The organism is Hugonella massiliensis (assembly GCA_001486445.1).
Classification (GTDB): Bacteria; Actinomycetota; Coriobacteriia; order Coriobacteriales; family Eggerthellaceae; genus Hugonella; species Hugonella massiliensis.
Genome location: LN908986.1, coordinates 651,940 through 672,124, shown reverse-complemented (window position 1 = coordinate 672,124; position 20,185 = coordinate 651,940). Strand labels below are relative to the sequence as shown.

Below are 20,185 nucleotides of genomic sequence, written 5' to 3'. Positions count from 1 at the left end.
ACCGAGACCTTCGCATACAGCAAACGGCCGAAAACGAAAAAAGGGCGCATACCTCATGCGAGGCGTGCGCCCTGTTCTCTTATGGTGGAGGCGCGGAGAATCGAACTCCGGTCCATACTAAGCAATCCCCCAGGCTCTACAAGCTTATGCGGCGGAAGAATCTCGACTGCCCGTAACCCGTCGCCGTGCGGCGCGCAGCCCAACCGGTTCCGTCTTAGCCCAAGCCATACCGATTACGTGCTTGGGAGCACCTTCCTGAAATGACACCGCAGCAAAGCCGGAAAGTGAACTCTGCCTTGGCGCGCCAGCTTTAAATTAAGCGGCGAGTGCGTACTGCTGAGCAGGACGCACGAAAGAAATCTTTTTGCCAATTAAATTGACGGTACCCCTGTTTAACGTGGCGAGGAGACCACGACCTGCTCCTCGGTTCAAACCTACCATGTCGAAACCAGTCGCCCCCGTTGGCGGCGCTTCCTTGCGCCCGGGGAGCCGAAAGGCCCCACCTTTTCAAAGTGCCGAACAATTGTACGACAGGCACTCAAACGGCGCAAGGGCGGGCGCGCGACAACCGCCGCGCCCGGCCTGCCGCAGGCACCCTAGTCGTTGAGCAGCTCGTCGACCTGGTGGGAGAGCTTGGCGTCTTCCGCCAACGACCCACGCAGGCCGGCCCGCGCCAGCTCTTCGGCCGATTCATGCCAGCATTCGGTTGCCGGCAGCCCCGGAATCGACGAGCTCACGAAGACGGGGTTCTTCCCCTGGGCGCGCTGGTCTTCGTAATCCTTCAGAGCCTTGACCGCCCAGCCACCGAGGGCGAACAGGGCGAGCAGGTTCACGAAGGCCTGGAAGCCCATGAAGATATCGGCGCAGTTCCAGACCAGATCGAAGCCGGCCTGAGCGCCCCAGAAGACCACGATCACGCAGAAGACGCGGAAGACGAGGATGACCCACTTGTCGTTCTTGATGAAGCGGATGTTCGATTCCGCGTAGTAGTAGTTGCCGATCAGGCTCGACAGGGCGAAGAGGAAGATCGAGAAGGTGATGAAGTTCACGCCGAAATCGCCGAGAGAGAAGCGCAGGGCTTCCTGCACGAGGGGCATACCGGTGAGGATGGCACCCGTCTGCGGGTTCACGAAAGAGGTGATGTTGGTCACCGGATCGGTCATGGTCTGCAGGCCCGACCCCACGTAGAAGACCATAATCATCATGCCCGTGCAGGTGCAGATGATCATGGTGTCGATGAAGACCGAAAGGGTCTGCACCAAGCCCTGCTTGACCGGATGCGACACCGAAGCGGCGGCGGCGGCATTAGGCGCCGAACCCATGCCAGCTTCGTTCGAGTAGAGGCCGCGCTTGATACCCCAGGACACGACCGAGCCGGCGAAGCCGCCCGCAAAGGACCGGAAATCGAAGGCGCTCGCGAAGATCATGGAAAAGGCCTGCGGGAGCACCTGGATGTTGGTGAAGGTGATGAAGAGGGCGATGGCCAGATACGCGGTCGCCATGACGGGCACGATGATCGAGGTGAGGAAGCTGATGCGGCTGCCCCCGCCGAAGATGCACATGGCCATGAAGGCGGCAAACAACAGGGCCACGCCCACCACCGCTTGGCTGTTGAAGTAGTCGGGCATGTAGACCTCAAGGGTCGAAGAGGCGTTGTAGGCCTGCAGGGCGTTGAAGCCGAAAGCGAAGCAGAGCACGAGCGTAACCGCGAAGACGACGCCCAGGCCGCGCTTACCCAGCCCCTGTTCGATGTAGTAGGCCGGGCCACCGCGGAAGCTGCCGTCGGGATTCTTGATCTTCCAGATCTGGGCTAGCGTTGATTCAACGAAGGCCGAAGCCGCGCCCACCGTGGCCATGACCCACATCCAGAAGAGGGCGCCCGGGCCACCGGCGGCAATGGCCGTCGACACGCCGGCGATGTTGCCGGTACCCACACGGCTGGCCGTGGAAATCATGAGCGCCTGGAAGGAAGAAGCCGTGCTCTTCCCCTCGTTGTACTTCTGTTCGGTAACCGATTTCACCATATCCTTGAAGAGGCGCACCTGGACGCCGCGCGTGCGGATGGTGAACAGGATGCCCGAAATCACCAGGAGGGCGATCAGGATATAGGTGTAAATAAAGGTGTCGATGTCACCCGTGAGGGAGATGAGCTCTTCCATAGGTCCCCAATCTGTCGATATGACTATTCGTTACAGAATATCAAACAAACGGGAACATTTCGTACAAATATGCAGGTAGGCGCACGGGCTTTCGGAATCATGCGCGAGGGATTTCCCGATTGACAGGTACCAAGGGGAAGGTTAGGCTCCACTAACGAACGATACCTTAGCGCCGCACGGGTCAAGGCTCGTAACAGCGCCCAACGAAAGGAACTTCTCATGAAACGTGTAGCCGTAGTCTTTTGGAGTGGAACCGGAAACACCGAAGCCATGGCCGAACTGGTAGCCCAGGGGGCGCGCGATGCCGGCGCCCAGGTCGAGGTCGTCTCCGCTGCCGATTTCGACGAATCCACAGTCGGCGATTACGACGCGGTAGCCTTCGGCTGCCCGGCCATGGGCAACGACGAGCTCGAAGAATTCGAATTCGAGCCGGTCTACACCGCATGCGAGCCCCTCTTGGGCGACACGCCGGTGGCCCTCTTCGGCTCCTTCGACTGGAACGACGGCGAATGGATGGAAAACTGGGAAAGCCGCGCCCATGAAGCCGGACTCAACGTGGTGGGTACCGCCATCGCCCGCGACTACCCCGATGACGAAGCGGAAGCGTCCTGCAAGGAACTGGGCGGCGCACTCGCGGCGTAACCACCGGCATGCGCAGGGCTCGCCGCAGGCGCAAGCGCCTGCGGCAACCGTCCGCCCCCTGCCTCTTCCCCACTCCAGCTGAAAAAAGGGGCCGCAAGCATGATGAACTGCCTCCCATTTCTTGGACACAAGAAATGGGAGGTTCGTCTTTATGCCTGATGACCTGCGACTGAAGCACGATGCCGATTCCAGAAGGGAGGCGGCAAGGCTGTTCGAGATGGGCTACGGCTACGGCCCGGTCGCCTCAATGATCTCGCTTCCCCAGGAGGCCGTGAGAAAATGGCTCTACACGTTCCGCGCCGTCGGATTGGAGGGCCTGCTGAACATGGGGAGGACCCAGGCGAAATACAGCTGGGAGCTGAAGTGCGCCGCGGCCAGGGCCGTGGTCGAGGGCGGGATGACCGTCGTCGAGGCGATGGCGGCCTACGGGGTCGCGTCGCGCTCGCCCCTGAACAGGTGGTGCAAGCTGTACCGCGAGGGGGGCGCCGATGCGCTCAGGCCCAGGCCCAAGGGGCGGCCGCGGGGCGCCGGGGGCAAGTCCGCGGGGATGACGCGGGAGCAGGAGCTCGAACGCAGGATCAAGAGGCTGGAGGCGGAGAACGCCTACCTAAAAAAATCGATCGCCCTGAAGGCGGAGAAGCGCTCTCGAACCGCGAGAAGGCGGTCGTCGTGAGCGGGCTTTCAGGGCGGTACCCGCTCTCCGACCTGCTCGAATGCGCCGGTCTCGCCAGATCGAGCTACTACTACGCGCTGGCGCACCCGAAGGGCCCCACGAGGCCCGAGCTCAGGGAGAAGGTCGCGGAGATCTTCGGCAGGACGCCGAACGGGTGCGGCCACCGCCAGATCGCGATGTGCCTGCGCGCCGAGGAGGGCGTGCGCATAGCCGACAAGACGGTGCTCAAGATGATGCACGAGATGGGCGTCAGCTGCGGGATACGGCGCGAGACGGACTACCACAGGTACAACTCGTACAAGGGGGTCGTGGGCAGGACCTTCGAGAACGTGATGGGGCGAGACTTCGAGGCCGACGGGCCCTGGGAGAAGATGGGCACAGACGTCACCGAGTTCAAGCAGCCATGGGGGAAGGCCTACTTCGCGCCCGTGTACGACTTCGGCAGCAAGGAGATCGTCGCCTGGTCGACGTCGACGCACCCCGACATGGCGCAGCAGCGCGAGCTGCTCGACCGGCTCGTGTCCAAGAAGCCCGAGGGAGCCAGGCCGATACTGCACTCGGACATGGGGTGGCAGTACCAGCACGCGGAGTGGTGCGGCAGGCTCGAGGAGGCCGGCATCGTGCAGAGCATGTCCCGCAAGGGCAACTGCATCGACAACGGCGCGACGGAGCAGGTGTTCGGACACCTGAAGGACGAGTTCTTCCGGAACCGGGTGTGGCCGAGCTTCGATGCGTTCAAGAGAGATCTCGACGCCTACGTCATCCACTGGAACACGAGAAGGCGGCAAGTTAAACTGAAGGGACTGACCCCGGAGGAGTTCCGGAATCAGTCCCTGAATGTGGCTTAGTCTCTATTTGGCCGTCCAAGTTTTGGGACGCAGTTCAATCGCGGCGGCGGCCCGCGCGGCGCTCGCGGCCGCGCTCGCGCTCATGGTGTGCATCCCGGCCGGTGCCGCGTCGGCCGCAAGCAGCGAGGCCAACGACACAGTCATTAATATCCGCGGCTACGACATCGACGGCGCCTACGAGGAGGTGAACTCAGGGGTCGGCTACGTCACCGACGACGGGGAGATCTCGTACTGCTACGACTTCGAGGCGCACGGGCCCGGCAGGGACGGGCAGGACTACTCGGACGTGCGCGACGGAACGCATGCGACCGACTACCTCTTCGCGAAGGGCTACCCCAACGAGACGGCCATCGCCGGCAAGGACTGGGGAAAGGCCAAGGCCCAGGCGATCACGCAGCTCGCCGTCTGGATCGTCTCCGGGACGGCGGACGGCACCTCGGGCAGCTTCGCGAGGGCAGACTCCGACGTGCTTGCCGCCGCCCGCCAGTTCGCCAAGGAGGCCCAAGCCTACCAGGGCGGCGACCTTACGATCGACGGGTGCAGCACCATCTGCTACGTAGAGGGCAAGCGCTCGGTGCAGGCCATGGTGACCGGCAGCCTCGGCGGGCGCGTGACGGTGGCCAAGACCTCCGCCGACGCCTCGGTCACCTCGGGCAACCGCGAGTACTCGCCCACGGGCGCCGTCTACGGCGTGTACGCCAAGGATGGCAAGCTGGCGGCGAAGGTCACCATCGGCAAGGACGGCACCGGCACGACTGACGAGAAGCTCAAGGCCGGCTCCTACACGGTCAAGGAGGTCTCGGCCCCCGATGGCTGGACGCTCTCCACCAAGGAGCACAAGGTCAAGGTGAAGCGCCACGACATCGCCGTCGAGGACGCGGAGGCGCCCGTGACGGTCAAGGTCAAGATGGTGAAGACCGACGCCGAGACTGGCGAGGCGAGTCCCCAGGGCGCGGGCTCGCTCGACGGCGCGGTGTACCGGGCCACCTACGAGATGGACGGCAAGAAGGTCAGCCAAGAGGCGACGGTCTCGGGAGGCGAGGCGACCTTCGAGGGGATCCCGCTCGGCAAGATCTCCGTCACCGAGGTCAAGGCTCCGACCGGCTACCTTCCCGACACGAAGACGCACGAGTTCGCAGTCACGGCGGCGGATGCCGGCCACGAGGCCGCCGTCTTCGAGCTCGTCCCGAAGACGGGCGAGTTCTCCGAGCAGCCCGTCCGCGGCGACCTCGAGCTCGTCAAGGTCGCCGACGGCACCCAGCAGCGTCTGGCAGGCGTGCCCTTCAAGGTCACGAGCAAGACCACCGGCGAGAGCCACGTCATCGTGACCGATGCCAACGGCTACGCATCCACGGCGGCGAGCTGGAACAAGCACACGGCGGACACCAACGGCGGAAACGAGGGCTCCGGCATCTGGTTCGGTGCCTCCGCCCCCGACGACTCCAAGGGCGCGCTGCTCTACGACACCTACGAGGTCGAGGAGCAGCGGAGCGACGCAAACGCCGACCGCGAGCTCATCCCGGCGTTCGACGTGACCGTCTACAAGGACTCCACGACGGTGAACCTGGGAACCCTCACCGACGACGAGGGACCGAAGATCGGCACGACCGCGACCGACGCATCCGATGGCGACCACGAGGCGACTGCCGCCGACAAGGTGACCATCAACGACGACGTGACCTACACGGGCCTCACGCCGGGCAAGGAGTACAAGCTCGCGGGCACCCTCATGGACAAGGAGACGGGCAAGCCCGTGCAAAGCGGCGGCGCGGACGTGACCGCAGAGGCGACTTTCACGCCGACGGCTCCCAGCGGGGTCGCCACGGTGACCTTCGAGTTCGACGCGAGTGCCCTCGCAGGCCACGAGACCGTTGCGTTCGAGTCGCTCGAGCAGGACGGGAAGGAGATGGCGGCGCACGCCGACAACGACGACGAGGGCCAGACGGTGAAGGTCGTCCCGCCCGAGCCGAAGATCGGAACCACCGCGACCGATGCAGACGACGGCGACCACGAGGCCATAGCGGACGACTCCGTGACGGTGAACGACGAGGTCTCCTACACCGGGCTCACGCCCGGCCAGGAGTACACCCTCACGGGAACGCTCATGGACAAGGAGACGGGCAAGCCCGTCAAGAGCGGTGGCAAGGACGTGACCTCCACCGTCGCGTTCACCCCCGAGAAGGCCGACGGCACCCAGACGGTGACCTTCGCGTTCGACGGCGCCGACCTCGCCGGCCACGAGACCGTGGCGTTCGAGTCGCTCCAGAAGGACGGCAAGGAGGTCGCGGTCCATGCCGACATTAATGACGAGGGGCAGACCGTGAAGCTCGTCCCGCCCGAGGAGGGGCAGCCTCCCGCTGACAGCGAGGAAGCGACGGCCAAGAGCCTTCCCAAGACCGGCGACGGCACGCCCCTGCTCGCGGCTGCGCTGCTCGCTGGAGCTGCGGCATGCGGAGCGGGCGCCATCGCGCTTGCGAAACGCCGCTCGCACGCCAAAGAAGAAGGGGCGGACGACGCCGAAGGCGGCGAGGAGTGATGCTCGCCAAGCTGGCCCTCTTCGCGCTCGGCATGCTCATGACTCTCACGATGCTCGTGGCCTACGCGTGCGTGAGGGTGTCACCGGATTGCGAGTCCGAGTAGGAGGCGGAAATCGTGATGGAAGCGGTGCAGCCCGGGGTGTTCCGGGCTGCACCGCTATGCCCGGGATGTAAGATTGCTATCTGAACTAGCACATCCGCTTCGCCCGTCGAGCAGTCGATGACGTCGCTCACCTATTGCCGGCAAAGGCAGGCGAGGAAACGAGACAGGAGCATTCCATGAGCTATCCGGCCACCGTCGTGTTTAAGCGGGACGGCAGGACGGAGTATTTCGTCTCGAGCATCTACGAGCCCGCCGATTACCTTCTCGAATCGACGGAAGCGCTTCGCGATACATTTGCCAAATCCGACAGGGCCAGCAGAGGTCTTAATTCTGCGTATTCGGACAGCGGGATCCTCGTCGACGAAGACAGCCGCTCGCTCCTCTATTTCGGCGGCGAGATCGAGTGGGAGATCGGGCTTCGGACGGTGCTGCGGGCATTCATATCCCAAGAAGTCAAACCGGGGTGGACAGTGAGGTTCTGCCCCAAGCTCCTGAACGACTTTGCGGACCATCTCAGTCAGGTTCACCCATACGATCCGTCCTTGGATCATGGTCCCTATCTTAACGATCTGGATTATTGGATTGGCGGGAAATCGCGGTGCGACCAGCTCGCTGACAGCGAGCTGGTCAGTTTGGCGGTCGTCAAGATCAAAGGATGCACGGCTGTACATACCGTCGACTCGATGTACATCACCGACATCCTCGATCATGGGGAAGATCTCCTCACCTGCCTTGCCGGGCCTGGCGTCGGCCCCATGACCTCTGGAATAGACGGCGACGGGGCGGTATCCGGATTCTTCGCCGACGCCGACGAGAGGCGGCTCTCATACTGGTACGTCAACGAGGACAAGCCACAGAGCTATTACGAGCGGTTTTGGAGAGGCTGGGCGCTCGACGACCTGCGCGATGACTACCGAGCCTTCGCACGCGCGGCGGGAGGAGCCGTCGCCTTTGACGAGAAGATAGACCGCGAGCGATCGATCCGATACCTCAGGTCCATCAACAAGAGGGAGGACGGCACGAACGCGATACCACCCGACCGCTTCGAGAATATGCTGGAGAGGTTCCTATCGCGTAATGCTGGCTTGATGGGTTCGGAACGAGGTCTTGCTGCTGAGATCTAACCTGAAGTCCTGGCGAATTGGCCATGGGCGAATCAACTATCCGTCTGCTTCCGCGAACACTGTGCAACCGGACTCGTCGGTTTTCTCTCGGCAAGCGCAGTGACCCTTCTCGAGAGCCAGGCTGTGTCATGGACCTTGAGAACGACCGCTAGATGCAACCTGATTTGCCGATGCCCTTGCTGCTGGTATCCTTGCCCTAGGGAAGGATTCGAACGAAGGGGAACCATGGCGGAGCCAAAGGACCTCTCGCAGCTCAACAAGATGCTCGTCATGACAGACATATTCGACGACCCCGACGACTGTGTCGTGCAGCTCGGCGTGGCGATCAATGCCGACGACCTAGACGACTTCATCAGGGACGTCGAGGAGCTCGCGGTGGAGAAGTACGGCGGCAGGAGGTTCGGCGACCTCCTGGACGAGGACCCCGACGACATCGCCAACACCGCTGCGCAGCGCCGGTACTTCGCCGAACAGGTCGAAAGCGTCATGGAGCAGGCAAACGAAATCCTCGAAGGCGACGACGAGCAATAGCCATCTGCATCAAGGCGCCGCCTATGAAGCGGCGAAGCGGTCTCCCTCATCGGGGTAGGCGCCTGCCGCATCCGTAAGCCAGCTGTACGCTTCCGGGTCCATGCCGAGCACCCGGGCTAGCTCCTCGTCGGGGTCGCCACCGGCCCAGTCGCCGCGCATGCCCTCCAGGAAGGCGAGCGCCCGCGATCCGCGCGGGACGAAGTGGTCCGCCAGCTCGACGGCGTGGTCGAACCTACAGCAGTCGACGAATCCGCTGCCTGCCCGGAGCAGGACCGCCTCGCCGTCGACCGTCACCTTGAGCAGATGCTCGCGATCGTTCTCGTCGGCGATCACGAAGCTCCAGCCGTCCTGCCTGAAGGCTATGGGAAGGCCCGCAGGACCCGCCTCATCGCTCGCGTTCGGGTACCAGTAGAGGTTGAGCAGCAGCGGGCCCTCGCCCCCGATCTCAAGCGACCAGTTGGCGAGTCTACTCCCCTTGAACTCCGACGCGTCCGCGAGGCTCACGGTGTCGAAGACGTCGAAGTGCCCGTTGTCATAGTAGGTCTTCACGACCATCTTCTACCTCTCCTTCTCCCTGCGTTGGCTACGGTTCGGGTTTCGGCACGGGATGTTCTTGTCTGAACCGCTTCTGGTTCGTCCCGGGTCCTCTTTATCGGGCTCGGGGACGACCCTCGTGCTGGAACGATCTGGCAGGATGCCCGAGGATTTCACGAATGCGGAGACCTCCCCTGGCGCGCCGCTTGCCTCGAGCTGCGAGACGCTGCGTATGCGGTTGCGCCCCACGTAGTCCACCGCCTCGGAGAGCCTTCTCAGTTCTTCGAGGTCGCCCAGCTCGAAGGCGGTCCGCGCAATCTCGGCTATACGCCTCTCGCTCGCATCGCCCAACCGCCCGAACGGCCGGCTTTCGAACTTGCGCGAGATTGCTTCCCTGCCGTACGAGACACCGAGCTTCTCGCCGGTGATGCGCCGGGTCGGGTGTTCCGCCATCGAGTAGACCCAGTCCTGCATGCCCGCCCTCGGGGAGCCGTCGGCGACCTCGATCCCGATGCTCGAGAGCACGCTCCTGAATTCGGCTTCGTTGCGGGCGATGGCGCGCGCGATTCCGACGCGGCGGCGGATGTCGGCTACCCACGAGTAGCCGCCTTCGGCCTCGATGGCCGCCTCGGCGCGGCGCCTGTAGACAGCCTGCAGCGTCGGAGGCCTCCTGAAGCGGTCCCTGCGGGAGTCGAGTCCGGGCAGGTCGGTGTCGAGGTCGTGCAGTCCGCGTCCCTTGGCCATCGCCTGCAGCGAGTGCTTGAGCGCCTTGGGGTCGGGGTCCTGGAGCCTGTTTCCAGTGGCGAGGTTGGTGTTGTTGACCACGACGTGCGCATGCGGGATACGGCTCGCGTTGTCGTCGTGGTAGACGATCGCGACCTCGTAGTCGCCGAAGTGCTCCTGCGCCCAGGAGACGGCGAGGCTGCGCAGGCCGTCGAGGTCGATGCCGTCCTCCGGGTCGGGCGAGAGCACGTAGTGCTTGTAGGTGCGCGCCGGCTTCCCTCCCCAGGCGCGGTCGTTGCCGTGGCGATGCCGCGTGTCGTCCATGATTCGTGCCCAGTCGAAGGGCGCGTCCCCGTCGCGCTCCGGCACGTCGAGGTTGATGTAGTCGGAGGCGAGCGCGCGGCCGTCCTTGGTGAGGTAGCGGAAGACGCCGGAGCACGACGTGTGCCCCGATATCGGCTTCAGTATCGGCATGGCAGCCGCCTACTTGAACAGGAAGCGCGCCTGCGCGATGGCATCGACCTTGGGCGCGATGGCCTGCGCCGTCTCCTCGATCGCGTCGAAGCGCCGGCGCACGAGGGCGTAGCCGTCCATGACGTCGTCCGAGTCGAGCGAGTTGGCGCGGAGGTAGTAGGCGATTCTGTTGAGCGCGTGCACGCCCTGGTTGCGCTGGTAGCCCCAGTGGTTGAGCTCGCGATAGAGCTTGCCGGCAGTGAGCGTGTCGAGCACGATGAACCGTTCTACACCCTCACATTGCACGTCGTCTGCGGGTAGCTGCAGCAGCAGCCGGATGAGCTCGGCCTGCGAGATGCCGAGCTCCTTGGCGAGCTTCACAGTCCTCATGTAATCGGTTTCGGAAATCCTCGCGTGCAGCTGCCTGATCTTGGGTTCTCCCATGGTCGGTCCTTGCCCTGAGGCACACGGTGACGAGCACGTGCGCGGTCTTGGCAGAGCGGCATGGCCGCTCCTAGGGGCGCGGGGACTCCCCCGCAAAAAGTGTACCGCACGGGCGGCACCGGTCGGTACACGAGCCGCGTATCCGTGTTGGCTACAAGGCGGAGGCGGCGGGAGCGGGCGCATTTTGGGCCCGATTCCGTCCAGGACGGCAAGCGCTGTTTTGGGTGCCTCTGATACACAAAATAGGCTGCTTGCTAATGATGGGGGGTTAGCCATTGCCAAAGCAGGACCCGATCGGAATGCACGTGATAACATGTTTGCGTATGTATTGCACTCCGCATCTGAATGGAGTCAGCCAATGAAGTACACAGACCTGGTCGAAGGCGACGCAACCGAGACCGAGAAACAGGAGTATCTCGTCGACGGCGAAATGATTGCAATCACCATCAGGATTCCCAAGAACCTACGCGACGCCGGCAAGGAGGCCGCTGCCCTCAAGGGCGTCAGCTTCAGCGCCTACGTCCGCATGTGCATGCTCGAAGACCTCGTCACGAAAGGACGATAGCCCGTGGGGTGCCTCGAAGGGAATTCTGCACGGTTTCGCCTTTCATGTCACGATGATGAAGGGCGGGGGCAGAAAGCTTGACGCCCTCATTCGAAAATATCAAAGACGTCGATTTGGTCAGCGCACTCGGTATGCGTTACGGACTCGACGTTCTTTCCTGCCTGCTCGTCGATCGCACAACCAAGAAGAACATTCTCTGGGCGGACAACGAGTACGTGATGCGCGGAAAGGGATACGAGCCGTACGACGAAATCGCTCCCGATCTAATACTGCCTAAATTCACGAGGAACGAGCGCATTATCGAGCCACGTGTGGCGAAGAGCGCCGATGCGCAGGCGTGGCGCACGAAGCAGAAGGCTGAGGTCTTCACGCCCTCGTGGCTGTGCAGGCGGATGGTAGATTGCTTGGACGATGCTTTCTTCGAGGACGAGTTATCGGGTTTCGCCGATGATCAAAACTCCGGTCTTACCGAAGAGCGCATTGAGAAACTCCGCGAAGACGGCCTTTGGAAGAAGTACGTCGACAATCGACTCCTTGAGATCACCTGCGGCGAGGCACCGTATGTCTGCTCTCCCTATGACACGACCACGGGCGACTACGTGCCCGTTTCCGAGCGCATCGGCTTCCTCGATCGCAAGCTACGCGTGGTGAAACGCTGCACGGACACCTGCGAGGACTGGTACAAATGGTCGGTACGTGCGCTCCAAAGCTCATATGGCTATGAGTACCAGGGCGACAACCTGCTCATAGCGCGCATCAACGTCTTCAACACGTTTTGCGATCACATGAACGACGCATGGGATAGGGGACCCACCGAGAAGGAAGCCCGCTACATCGCCCGCATTATCTCGTGGAACTTCTGGCAGATGGATGGTCTGCGGTGCTGCGTGCCATCCGAATGGGACGGGCCCATAGAGGTGGAAGAAAATCCGCAGATGAGCATGTATGACATCGCTGGATTCATGGATGAAACCAGGAACGTTGTTGAAGATAACGATGAAGAGGGACAGGGCCAAGGACAAGAGCGCATGTCATTTGCCCAAAAATGCATGATTTTCGACTGGCGCGCTCGCAAACCGCAGACATATGAATCACTGAAAGGCTAGGTGACAGCAGTGAAGAAGTTCTGGGCTGTGATAGGCAATCCTCCATATCAGGAAGAAGTGCAGGGTACTAGCGATAAGCCTATCTACAACTATTTCATGGACGAAGTATATGAGGTTGCGGGCCGCGTCGAGCTCGTTACGCCTGGACGGTTCTTGTTCAATGCTGGCAAAACGCCAAAGGATTGGAACAGAAAGATGCTTGCCGATCCGCATCTATCAGTTCTCGATTATGAGCAAGTGAGCGCACGGGTCTTTCCGGGAACTGATATCAAAGGCGGCGTTGCTGTTACTTACAGAGACGGGGATGCCGAGATTGGCCCTATTGAAGTTTTCACTCCATTTGAGTCGTTGCGGTCTATTCGCAAAAAAGTAGCAAAATCCAATCCGAGCGGTCACATTACTGATGTTATGTATCTTCAGAATAAGTTCAATCTTGTCTCGCTGTACGAGGACTTCCCCGATGCGAGAAAGATCATTAGCAGTGATGGGCGAGAAAAACGCATCGTTACAAGTTCTTTCAACAAGTTATCCTGCTTTAGCGACACCAAGCAATCAGACGACGAAATAAGGATTCTTGGCCTTACTCAGCCAGGAAACAGGCGGAGCCTCAAATGGGTGCGTCACAAATATGTCGAGGACAACGGCAACCTCAACGCATACAAGGTTGTATTACCCAAATCAAACGGTTCCGGTGCTTTGGGGGAAGTGCTTTCCACACCCCTTATCGAGGAACCCCTTATCGGGTACACTCAATCATTCATAGGCGTGGGGTCATTTAAAGATAAACCTGAGGCCGAGGCGTGCCTTAAATATGTGAAGTCCAAGTTTGCGCGCACTATGCTTGGCATTCTGAAAATCACACAAGACAATCCGCCAGAAAAATGGAAGTATGTCCCCCTCCAGGACTTCACCTCAAACTCCGACATCGACTGGTCCAAACCCATCCCTGACATCGACAAGCAGCTTTACAAGAAATACGGGCTGTCTAAAGACGAGATCGAGTTTATCGAGACCCACGTGAAGGAGATGGACTAGATGTCTGATTTTGAGAAGACAGCCCCATTTTCCGACCTCACAGGACATATCGACACCTCGAAGAAGGCAGTGCCGCAGATTTACTCGTACTCGACCCCCGAGGTCAAACGTCACGACGGTTGGACGAAGATTGGCTACACCGAACAGCCAGACGTACAGAAGCGCATCGACCAGCAGACTTACACCGCCGACGTGGTGGCGAAGCTCGAATGGTCCGGCAACGCCATCTTCGAGGGCGGAGGCACTTTCAAGGACCACGAGTTCCACGCCTACCTCGAGAAGCTGGGGGTCAAGCGGGAGCCGAGCAAAGAGTGGTTCTTCGTGGACGGGCCGACGGGCGAGAGGCATTTCTTCGATTTCCGGGCCAACCGCGGCATCCTCGAGACGCTGCCGGCGCGCGAGTACGAGCTGCGAGACGAGCAGAAGGACGCGGTCGACAAGACGGTAAGCTACGCGCATGTTCACTGGGGCGACGGGGGCGAGCCCGGCGGCGAGTACCTCTGGAACGCCAAGCCGCGCTTCGGCAAGACGCTCACCGCCTACGATTTGTGCAAGGCCCTGGGCGCTAAGACCGTCCTGATCGTTACGAACCGTCCCGCCATCGCGAACTCCTGGTACGAGGACTATGCGAAGTTCCTGGGAACCGATTCGGGATATTATTTCGTGTCCGACACGAGCGCCCTAGCCGGCAGACCTTATGTGGTGCCACGGCAAAAGTACCTGGATGCTGCATATGACGACAAGAAGGCCGGTAGGTCGCGCAACTTCATCGAGTTCGTGAGCCTTCAGGACCTCAAGGGCGCTATCGCCTTCGGAGGGAAGTTCGACAAGCTCGACCACGTCGCGAGGATCGACTGGGACGTTCTCATCATTGACGAGGCCCACGAGGGCGTGGACACGGTCAAGACCGACGTTGCCTTCGACCACATCAAGCGCAAGTTCACGCTCCACCTGTCTGGCACCCCGTTCAAGGCGATAGCGAACGAGAAGTTCCCGCAGGAGGCTATCTTCAACTGGACCTACGCCGACGAGCAGAAGGCCAAGAGGGACTGGAGCGACCCGGAGAAGGAGAACCCCTACGCCGACCTGCCCAAGCTGAACCTGTTCACCTACCAGATGAGCGAGATCGTCAGGTCCGAGGTCGAGTCTGGCATCGAGATCGACGGCGAGGAAGAGGAGTACGCGTTCGACCTGAACGAGTTCTTCGCCACGAACGACCAGGGCAGGTTCGTGCATGACGGGGACGTCGACAAGTTCCTCGACGCCCTGACCACGCAGAAGAAGTTCCCATTCTCGACGCCGGAGCTGAGGGAAGAGCTGAAGCACACCTTCTGGATGCTCCACCGCGTCGATTCCGCGAAGGCGTTGGCGAAGAAGCTCAGCAAGCACCCGGTGTTCGGCGAATACGAGATCGTCCTCGCGGCGGGCGACGGCAAGCTCGACGACGAGGACGCCACCGAGGCGTCTTTCGACAAGGTGAAGAAGGCCATCGAGGAGAACGACAAGACGATCACCCTGTCCGTCGGGCAGCTGACTACCGGAGTCACCATTCCCGAGTGGACCGCCGTGCTCATGCTGTCGAACATGAAGAGCCCGTCTCTCTACATGCAAGCGGCCTTCCGCGCACAGAACCCCTGCCTCTTCGAGGAGAGCGGCGAGTACAAGCGAAAGCAGAACGCCTACGTCTTCGACTTCGACCCTGCACGCACGCTCACCATATTCGAGGAGTTCGCCAACGACCTGTACTCGAGCACATCGGGCGGGCGCGGCGACGTCGAGACGCGCAAGAAGCATATCAAGACGCTGCTCAACTTCTTCCCGGTCATCGGCGAGGACGAAGACGGCGAGATGATCGAGCTCGACCCGGAGAAGGTCCTGAGCATCCCGCGCAAGATCCGCTCGGTCGAGGTCGTGCGCCGCGGTTTCATGAGCGACTTCCTCTTCCAGAACATCTCCCACATCTTCCACGCACCTGCGGAGATCGTGAAGCTCATCGAGGGCCTGCCCGAGTTCAAGGAGCAAGATCCCGTGCCGGTCGACATCGACGAGGACACCGCCGACGACTTGAACCTAAACGAGGACGGCGAGGTCGAGGTTCCGGAGGACATCGTCATCGGGACCGCCAACGGCATGTTCGGCGAAAAGATCTACGGGGATGTTGCCGAAGAGCTGGACGACGTCATCGAGGGACTGCAGGTGACATCAGTCGAAGCCAACGAAGAGGACGCCGCCCTCGACCGCCTTACCGAGTACTTCTCCACCGCGCTCGTAAAACCGCTGGTCGAAGCCGCCAAAGAACACTACGACGACGAGCTCAAGCCGTCGCACAAGAAGAAGATCGAGCGCAAGATAGAAGCCGATGCGAAGATCGCCCTCAACCGGAAGATCGGCGACTACAAGATCCAGCGCAACCAGCTCGAGCTCGAGAAGCAGAAGGCAATGGAAGCGGCCCGCACCGATGCGGAAGAGGATGCGGTTGCCGCAGAGTACGGCGAGCGGCAGAAGGAGGCCTTCGAGCAGCTGAAGGACGACCTGAAAGGCTCCAGCACCGAGCTCGTCGAAAACGCGGGCAAGGACATCGTCAAGACCATCGAGACCGCGAAGAGGGAGAACAAGAAGAAAGGCATCGAGGACACCGTCCGCGACCACCTGCGCGGGTTCTCGCGCACCATCCCGTCCTTCCTCATGGCATACGGCGATGAGAGGACCACGCTCGAGAACTTCGACAAGATCATCCCCGCCGACGTGTTCGAGGAGGTCACGAGCATCACCGTCGAGCAGTTCAAACTGCTGCGCGACGGCGGCGACATCGAGAACGAGAACGGCGAGACGGTGCACTTCGGCGGCAATCTCTTCGACCCCGTCGTGTTCGACGACTCCGTGAAGGAGTTCGTCAGGCTGCGCGGCGAGCTCGCCAATTACTTCGACGAGAGCCAGAAGCAGGACATCTTCGACTACATCCCGCCCCAGAAGACCAACCAGATTTACACGCCAAAACGAGTCGTGAAGCAGATGGTCGACCTGTTCGAGGAGGAGAACCCTGGCTGCTTCGACGACCCGGACCACACCTTCGCCGATCTGTACATGAAATCCGGGCTGTTCATCACGGAGATAGTGAAGCGCCTCTACAACAGCAAGAGGATGCGCGCGCTGTTCCCTGACGACGAGGAGCGACTAGCCCATATCTTCGAGAACCAGGTATTCGGCGTCGCCCCCACAGAGATCATCTACCAGATCGCCACGCATTACATCCTCGGTTACAGCAACGAGATCGGTGCGGGCTACGACACGAATTTCGTGAAGGCGGATACCGCGAAGCTCGCCCTGGAGGGAAAGCTCGAGGAGTTCGTGGCAGCCACTTTCGGCGATAAAATGGGCGATGGTGATTGCGCGCGAGCGGCCATTGCGGGCTCCGCAAAACGTGCGGTGCCGGTTAAAGGCGGAGGGGCCGGCAATCCGAGCCGCGATACCGCCGAATCCGATTGGATACTTGCGACCGTCGAGGAGGCCGGCCTCGAATACGCGGACAAGCGCGTAAGCGGCGGCAACCTGTGGGTCATCGGCGACAAGACGATCAAGCCGCTCATGGACGAGCTCGAGAAGCGCGGTGCGAGATTCACGTACAAGGCTAACGGCGGAAAGGCTACCGGCCACAGGCCCGCATGGTACATCCCCGCTTCGGCCGCAGAGCGCGCGCTGGAGAAACGGCAATAAGAGGAGGCAGCCCGCGTGAACGGCCAAAAACAGTACCTCACGGACCTCATCGAGGGCAAGCGCACGCGATTCGTGATTCCGGTATACCAGCGCAACTACGACTGGAGGCCGGAGCAATGCGGGCGGCTCTTCGACGACCTGGTCGACGTAGCGAGAAACGGGCGTAGGGAACATTTTTTCGGGAGCATCGTCTCACAGACGCCGAGGGGCGAGCGCGTGATCATCGACGGCCAGCAGCGCATCACGACGGTGTTCCTCCTATTCGCAGCCATGAGGACGCAAGTGCGCAACGGCGTCGTCTCTTCGTCGGAGGAGGACCTTGCGAGGGACATCGACGAGGACTACCTGATTGACTCCAGGCACAGGAAAGACCAGAAGCTTAGGCTCAAGCTGATCAAGAGCGACAGCCAGGCGTTCGCTGCAATCATCGATGGGGATGAAGATGGTTTCGTGCAGGGGTCGAACGTGACGCAGAACTACCTGTACTTCCTCGACCGCATAGCGCGGATGGATATCAGCGTCGACGAGCTCTACGAGGCCATCACAGAGCTCTGCGTCATCGACATCACCCTCGATGCCGATGACGACGCTCAGCTCATCTTCGAGAGCCTCAACTCGACCGGCCTCGACCTTTCGGAGGCGGACAAGGTCAGGAACTTCGTGCTCATGAACCTCGACCAGGAACGACAGGAAAGGTACTACGACATCTACTGGAACCCCGTCGAGCTCAACACGGATTACCTCGTCAGCGATTTCATCCGCTTCTACCTTGCCGCACGCGAGGGCAAGACCCCGGCGATTAAGAAGGTCTATCCGGCGTTCCGGAAGTATGCGTCGGAGAACTTCGGCGAGCAGGGCCCCGACGCTCCTAGCGCCGACTCTGAAGGCCTGCTCAGGGAGCTTCTTCGGTACTCGAAGTACTACAGAACGTGCAACCATCCCGACACGGGAGTAGACGGCATCGACACGGCCCTCAGGGCGATACGCCTCTTCGACGCAAGCGTCACGCAGCCTTATCTGTTGAATTTGCTTGATTACCGCTCGACCGGAAACGTCGAGGACGAGGCGGTCGCCGACATCCTGTGGACGATTGACTCCTACCTGTTCCGCAGATGGGCGTGCGGCGTTCCCGCAAACGCATTGAACAAAGTTTTCGAAACTCTGCACGGCGATGCGCTCAAGGGCGTCGCCGAAGGGGCCGACTACCAGGACGTCGTCAAGTACCTGCTCACCCACAAGGGAGGCACGGGGAGGTTCCCCAACGACGACGAGTTCCTCTATGCTCTGGATACGAGGGATTTCTACCACATACAGAACCGCAAGTTCTACCTCTACGACAGGCTGGAGAACGGCAAGAGCAGCGAACGCGTGGCAGTCGTCAGGGGCCTGGAGGACGGGGATTTCTCCGTCGAACACATCATGCCCCAGACGCTCAGCGCGGATTGGAAGTTAAGCCTGGGCGAGGAGTGGGAGCGCGTGCACGAGGAGTGGTGCCACAAGCTCGCCAACCTCACGATTACCGCGTACAACTCTGACTACAGCAACCGGCCGTTCAGGCAGAAGCGGGACATGAAGGATGGCTTCAGGGAGAGCGGTTTCCGCCTCAACAGGTGGGTTGCAGAGCAGGAAGCCTGGGACGAGTCGCATTTGAAGGAGCGGGAGGAGCTGCTCGAGAACAGGTTCCTCGAGCTGTGGCCCTTCCCGGAATCCTCGTACGTACCGAAGAAGTCATTGCCCGAAGTCGCGACGTTGGACTCGGACACGGAGTTCACCGGCAGGAGAATAGCTGCCTTTAGTTTCATGGGAATCCGTTATCCCACGAGCCAATGGAACAGGATGGGCGTCAAGGTCATCCAACTCGTCAACGAGCTGGAGCCGGCGAAGATTCATGCGCTCGTCGGGGGGCAAAACTATCCCGCGTCCCAATTCCATTCGACCGAGGATCACGGTTTCATGAAGATTGACGACGGGGCGTACGTGCGCATGGCGTCGAGCACGTCAGCGAAAATCGACCTCCTCAGGCGTGTGTTCGATCTGTGCGACATAGACCAGAGCGAGCTCTCGTTCGAGATGCCGGTCTCTGACGCTATTGAGTAAGGATGCCGCCTGCCTGAACAGGCAGGCGGCCCGTGGGCGAAAGAAAGAGAATGAAGCGCCGACCGCCAAGACGAAGAAAGCGAAGATATGGCAGACAACAATACAAGCGAAACGAAACCATCGCAGCAGGGAAGCCCCAAACCAGAGAGCTCCGACCTGCCGCTGACGGAGAACCTCAACACCAGGTCGGGCAATAGCTCAACGAAGGACCGAGTCGAGAGATGAGCGGGATTGAGACGGGGCGCGATGATGACCCGTACGAAATGGAGTCTGCTGCAACAGCAGATGAGTCACGGAATACAGCAGAGTACCTCTTCCGCATAGTAGACCGCTCAGTTCAAATGGAGGAGGACCGGTATTCATCGCTCACCGGAACGGTGGGAAGGCTTACAACGTGCGTTTCGATTCTCGTCGCAGCCGCAACGGGCGCGGTAGCTTTGGCATACCCGTCATTTTCGGATTCAGGAATGACGGGGACATTCGTGGCGTTTTGCTTCCTCGTTTTCCTGACGCTCGCAGGAAGCCTTGTGCTCCTGCTTGTGGCTTGCCTTAGGTTCCGATACAAATCACTCAACAGCCCCGGAGAGCTTGCGAAAACAGTTGATGGCTTCCCGCATGAGATCGCCTCTTGCAAGGAGGGTGCTCGTCAGTATGCGAGGCAGCTGGATGAACCTTTCACGACAATGCGGCATCGAAACGACATCATCGTCAAATTGGTCACAGCTGCAAATATCCTAACAATGGTAGCAATGGGCTTAATGGTTATCTTCGCTATCTATGGCGTCGTGCTCCTGTAGCATGCCGCGTCTCTGCGGAATAGTAGCTCTGTGTTCGTGTACCGCAGCTGTCTCAACATCGTGGATTCGGGGCCCGCGGATTAGCGGGCCCCGGCGACAG

The 20,185-nt window shown here is 60.9% G+C and carries 16 protein-coding genes and 1 other RNA gene; 12 read left to right on the top strand and 5 right to left on the bottom strand.

What is annotated here, in order from left to right; all coding sequences use genetic code 11:
- Positions 1-82: 82 nt before the first annotated feature.
- Both ssrA and BN3270_RS05450 read right to left on the bottom strand, forming a co-directional pair.
- Positions 83-460: a transfer-messenger RNA gene (gene ssrA / locus BN3270_RS09300) on the bottom strand.
- 136 nt (positions 461-596) lie between these two features.
- Positions 597-2,159: an alanine/glycine:cation symporter family protein gene (locus BN3270_RS05450; protein WP_058986141.1), complete on the bottom strand. Its 1,563-nt coding sequence runs from the start codon at positions 2,157-2,159 to the stop codon at positions 597-599.
- Between the two features lie 219 nt (positions 2,160-2,378).
- Here BN3270_RS05450 and BN3270_RS05445 point away from each other — a divergent pair, with 219 nt between their 5' ends.
- The 6 genes from BN3270_RS05445 (at position 2,379) to BN3270_RS05420 (ending at position 8,617) form a co-directional block, all read left to right on the top strand.
- Positions 2,379-2,801 (top strand): flavodoxin, encoded by a 423-nt coding sequence (locus BN3270_RS05445; RefSeq protein WP_058986140.1) that lies wholly within the window; start codon positions 2,379-2,381, stop codon positions 2,799-2,801.
- A gap of 151 nt (positions 2,802-2,952) precedes the next feature.
- Positions 2,953-3,474 (top strand): helix-turn-helix domain-containing protein, encoded by a 522-nt coding sequence (locus BN3270_RS05440; RefSeq protein ID WP_058986139.1) that lies wholly within the window; start codon positions 2,953-2,955, stop codon positions 3,472-3,474.
- Positions 3,471-4,322 carry an IS3 family transposase gene (locus BN3270_RS05435; RefSeq protein WP_058986138.1) on the top strand — a complete coding sequence of 284 codons (852 nt, stop codon included), beginning with the start codon at positions 3,471-3,473 and terminating at the stop codon, positions 4,320-4,322. Before BN3270_RS05440 ends, BN3270_RS05435 begins: the two co-directional genes overlap by 4 nt.
- Entirely contained in the window at positions 4,312-6,858 is a 2,547-nt protein-coding gene (locus tag BN3270_RS05430; RefSeq protein ID WP_058986137.1) for a VaFE repeat-containing surface-anchored protein, read from the top strand. Before BN3270_RS05435 ends, BN3270_RS05430 begins: the two co-directional genes overlap by 11 nt.
- Before the next feature lie 280 nt (positions 6,859-7,138).
- Entirely contained in the window at positions 7,139-8,086 is a 948-nt protein-coding gene (locus tag BN3270_RS05425) for a hypothetical protein (RefSeq protein ID WP_058986136.1), read from the top strand.
- Positions 8,087-8,311: 225 nt separating this feature from the next.
- Positions 8,312-8,617: a hypothetical protein gene (locus BN3270_RS05420; protein ID WP_058986135.1), complete on the top strand. Its 306-nt coding sequence runs from the start codon at positions 8,312-8,314 to the stop codon at positions 8,615-8,617.
- Between the two features lie 21 nt (positions 8,618-8,638).
- On the opposite strand, the gene BN3270_RS05415 is transcribed toward BN3270_RS05420, so the two are convergent.
- The 3 genes from BN3270_RS05415 to BN3270_RS05405 are packed head-to-tail and all read right to left on the bottom strand — an operon-like array spanning position 8,639 to position 10,771.
- Entirely contained in the window at positions 8,639-9,166 is a 528-nt protein-coding gene (locus tag BN3270_RS05415) for a hypothetical protein (RefSeq protein WP_148335492.1), read from the bottom strand.
- 9 nt (positions 9,167-9,175) lie between these two features.
- Positions 9,176-10,348 (bottom strand): relaxase/mobilization nuclease domain-containing protein, encoded by a 1,173-nt coding sequence (locus tag BN3270_RS05410; protein WP_058986133.1) that lies wholly within the window; start codon positions 10,346-10,348, stop codon positions 9,176-9,178.
- A 9-nt stretch (positions 10,349-10,357) separates the two neighbouring features.
- Positions 10,358-10,771 carry a hypothetical protein gene (locus BN3270_RS05405; RefSeq protein ID WP_058986132.1) on the bottom strand — a complete coding sequence of 138 codons (414 nt, stop codon included), beginning with the start codon at positions 10,769-10,771 and terminating at the stop codon, positions 10,358-10,360.
- A gap of 358 nt (positions 10,772-11,129) precedes the next feature.
- Between BN3270_RS05405 and BN3270_RS05400 the strand changes: the two genes are divergently transcribed.
- The 6 genes from BN3270_RS05400 to BN3270_RS05375 all read left to right on the top strand — a co-directional run bounded on the left by BN3270_RS05400 (position 11,130) and on the right by BN3270_RS05375 (position 20,085).
- The gene (locus tag BN3270_RS05400; RefSeq protein WP_058986131.1) at positions 11,130-11,336 is read left to right on the top strand and encodes a hypothetical protein; all 207 of its coding nucleotides are present in this window, start codon (positions 11,130-11,132) and stop codon (positions 11,334-11,336) included.
- A gap of 113 nt (positions 11,337-11,449) precedes the next feature.
- Entirely contained in the window at positions 11,450-12,442 is a 993-nt protein-coding gene (locus tag BN3270_RS05395) for a restriction endonuclease subunit M (protein WP_148335491.1), read from the top strand.
- Positions 12,443-13,477, top strand: a complete 1,035-nt coding sequence (locus BN3270_RS05390) for an Eco57I restriction-modification methylase domain-containing protein (protein ID WP_058986129.1) — start codon at positions 12,443-12,445, stop codon at positions 13,475-13,477.
- Complete coding sequence (locus BN3270_RS05385) at positions 13,478-17,191, top strand: DEAD/DEAH box helicase family protein (RefSeq protein ID WP_082673380.1); 3,714 nt, start codon at positions 13,478-13,480, stop codon at positions 17,189-17,191. It begins immediately after the preceding gene.
- A 15-nt stretch (positions 17,192-17,206) separates the two neighbouring features.
- Positions 17,207-19,288 carry a DUF262 domain-containing protein gene (locus BN3270_RS05380; RefSeq protein WP_058986128.1) on the top strand — a complete coding sequence of 694 codons (2,082 nt, stop codon included), beginning with the start codon at positions 17,207-17,209 and terminating at the stop codon, positions 19,286-19,288.
- Positions 19,289-19,509: 221 nt separating this feature from the next.
- The gene (locus BN3270_RS05375) at positions 19,510-20,085 is read left to right on the top strand and encodes a hypothetical protein (protein WP_058986127.1); all 576 of its coding nucleotides are present in this window, start codon (positions 19,510-19,512) and stop codon (positions 20,083-20,085) included.
- The last annotated feature ends 100 nt before the right edge of the window (positions 20,086-20,185 follow it).

What these genes read in the sequence shown, in the direction of transcription:
- BN3270_RS05450 (WP_058986141.1), bottom strand. Translation starts at nt 2,159, where the DNA reads ATGGAAGAGCTCATCTCCCTCACGGGTGACATCGACACCTTTATTTAC.
- BN3270_RS05445 (WP_058986140.1), top strand. Translation starts at nt 2,379, where the DNA reads ATGAAACGTGTAGCCGTAGTCTTTTGGAGTGGAACCGGAAACACCGAA.
- BN3270_RS05440 (WP_058986139.1), top strand. Translation starts at nt 2,953, where the DNA reads ATGCCTGATGACCTGCGACTGAAGCACGATGCCGATTCCAGAAGGGAG.
- BN3270_RS05430 (WP_058986137.1), top strand. Translation starts at nt 4,312, where the DNA reads ATGTGGCTTAGTCTCTATTTGGCCGTCCAAGTTTTGGGACGCAGTTCA.
- BN3270_RS05425 (WP_058986136.1), top strand. Translation starts at nt 7,139, where the DNA reads ATGAGCTATCCGGCCACCGTCGTGTTTAAGCGGGACGGCAGGACGGAG.
- BN3270_RS05420 (WP_058986135.1), top strand. Translation starts at nt 8,312, where the DNA reads ATGGCGGAGCCAAAGGACCTCTCGCAGCTCAACAAGATGCTCGTCATG.
- BN3270_RS05410 (WP_058986133.1), bottom strand. Translation starts at nt 10,348, where the DNA reads ATGCCGATACTGAAGCCGATATCGGGGCACACGTCGTGCTCCGGCGTC.
- BN3270_RS05405 (WP_058986132.1), bottom strand. Translation starts at nt 10,771, where the DNA reads ATGGGAGAACCCAAGATCAGGCAGCTGCACGCGAGGATTTCCGAAACC.
- BN3270_RS05400 (WP_058986131.1), top strand. Translation starts at nt 11,130, where the DNA reads ATGAAGTACACAGACCTGGTCGAAGGCGACGCAACCGAGACCGAGAAA.
- BN3270_RS05385 (WP_082673380.1), top strand. Translation starts at nt 13,478, where the DNA reads ATGTCTGATTTTGAGAAGACAGCCCCATTTTCCGACCTCACAGGACAT.
- BN3270_RS05375 (WP_058986127.1), top strand. Translation starts at nt 19,510, where the DNA reads ATGAGCGGGATTGAGACGGGGCGCGATGATGACCCGTACGAAATGGAG.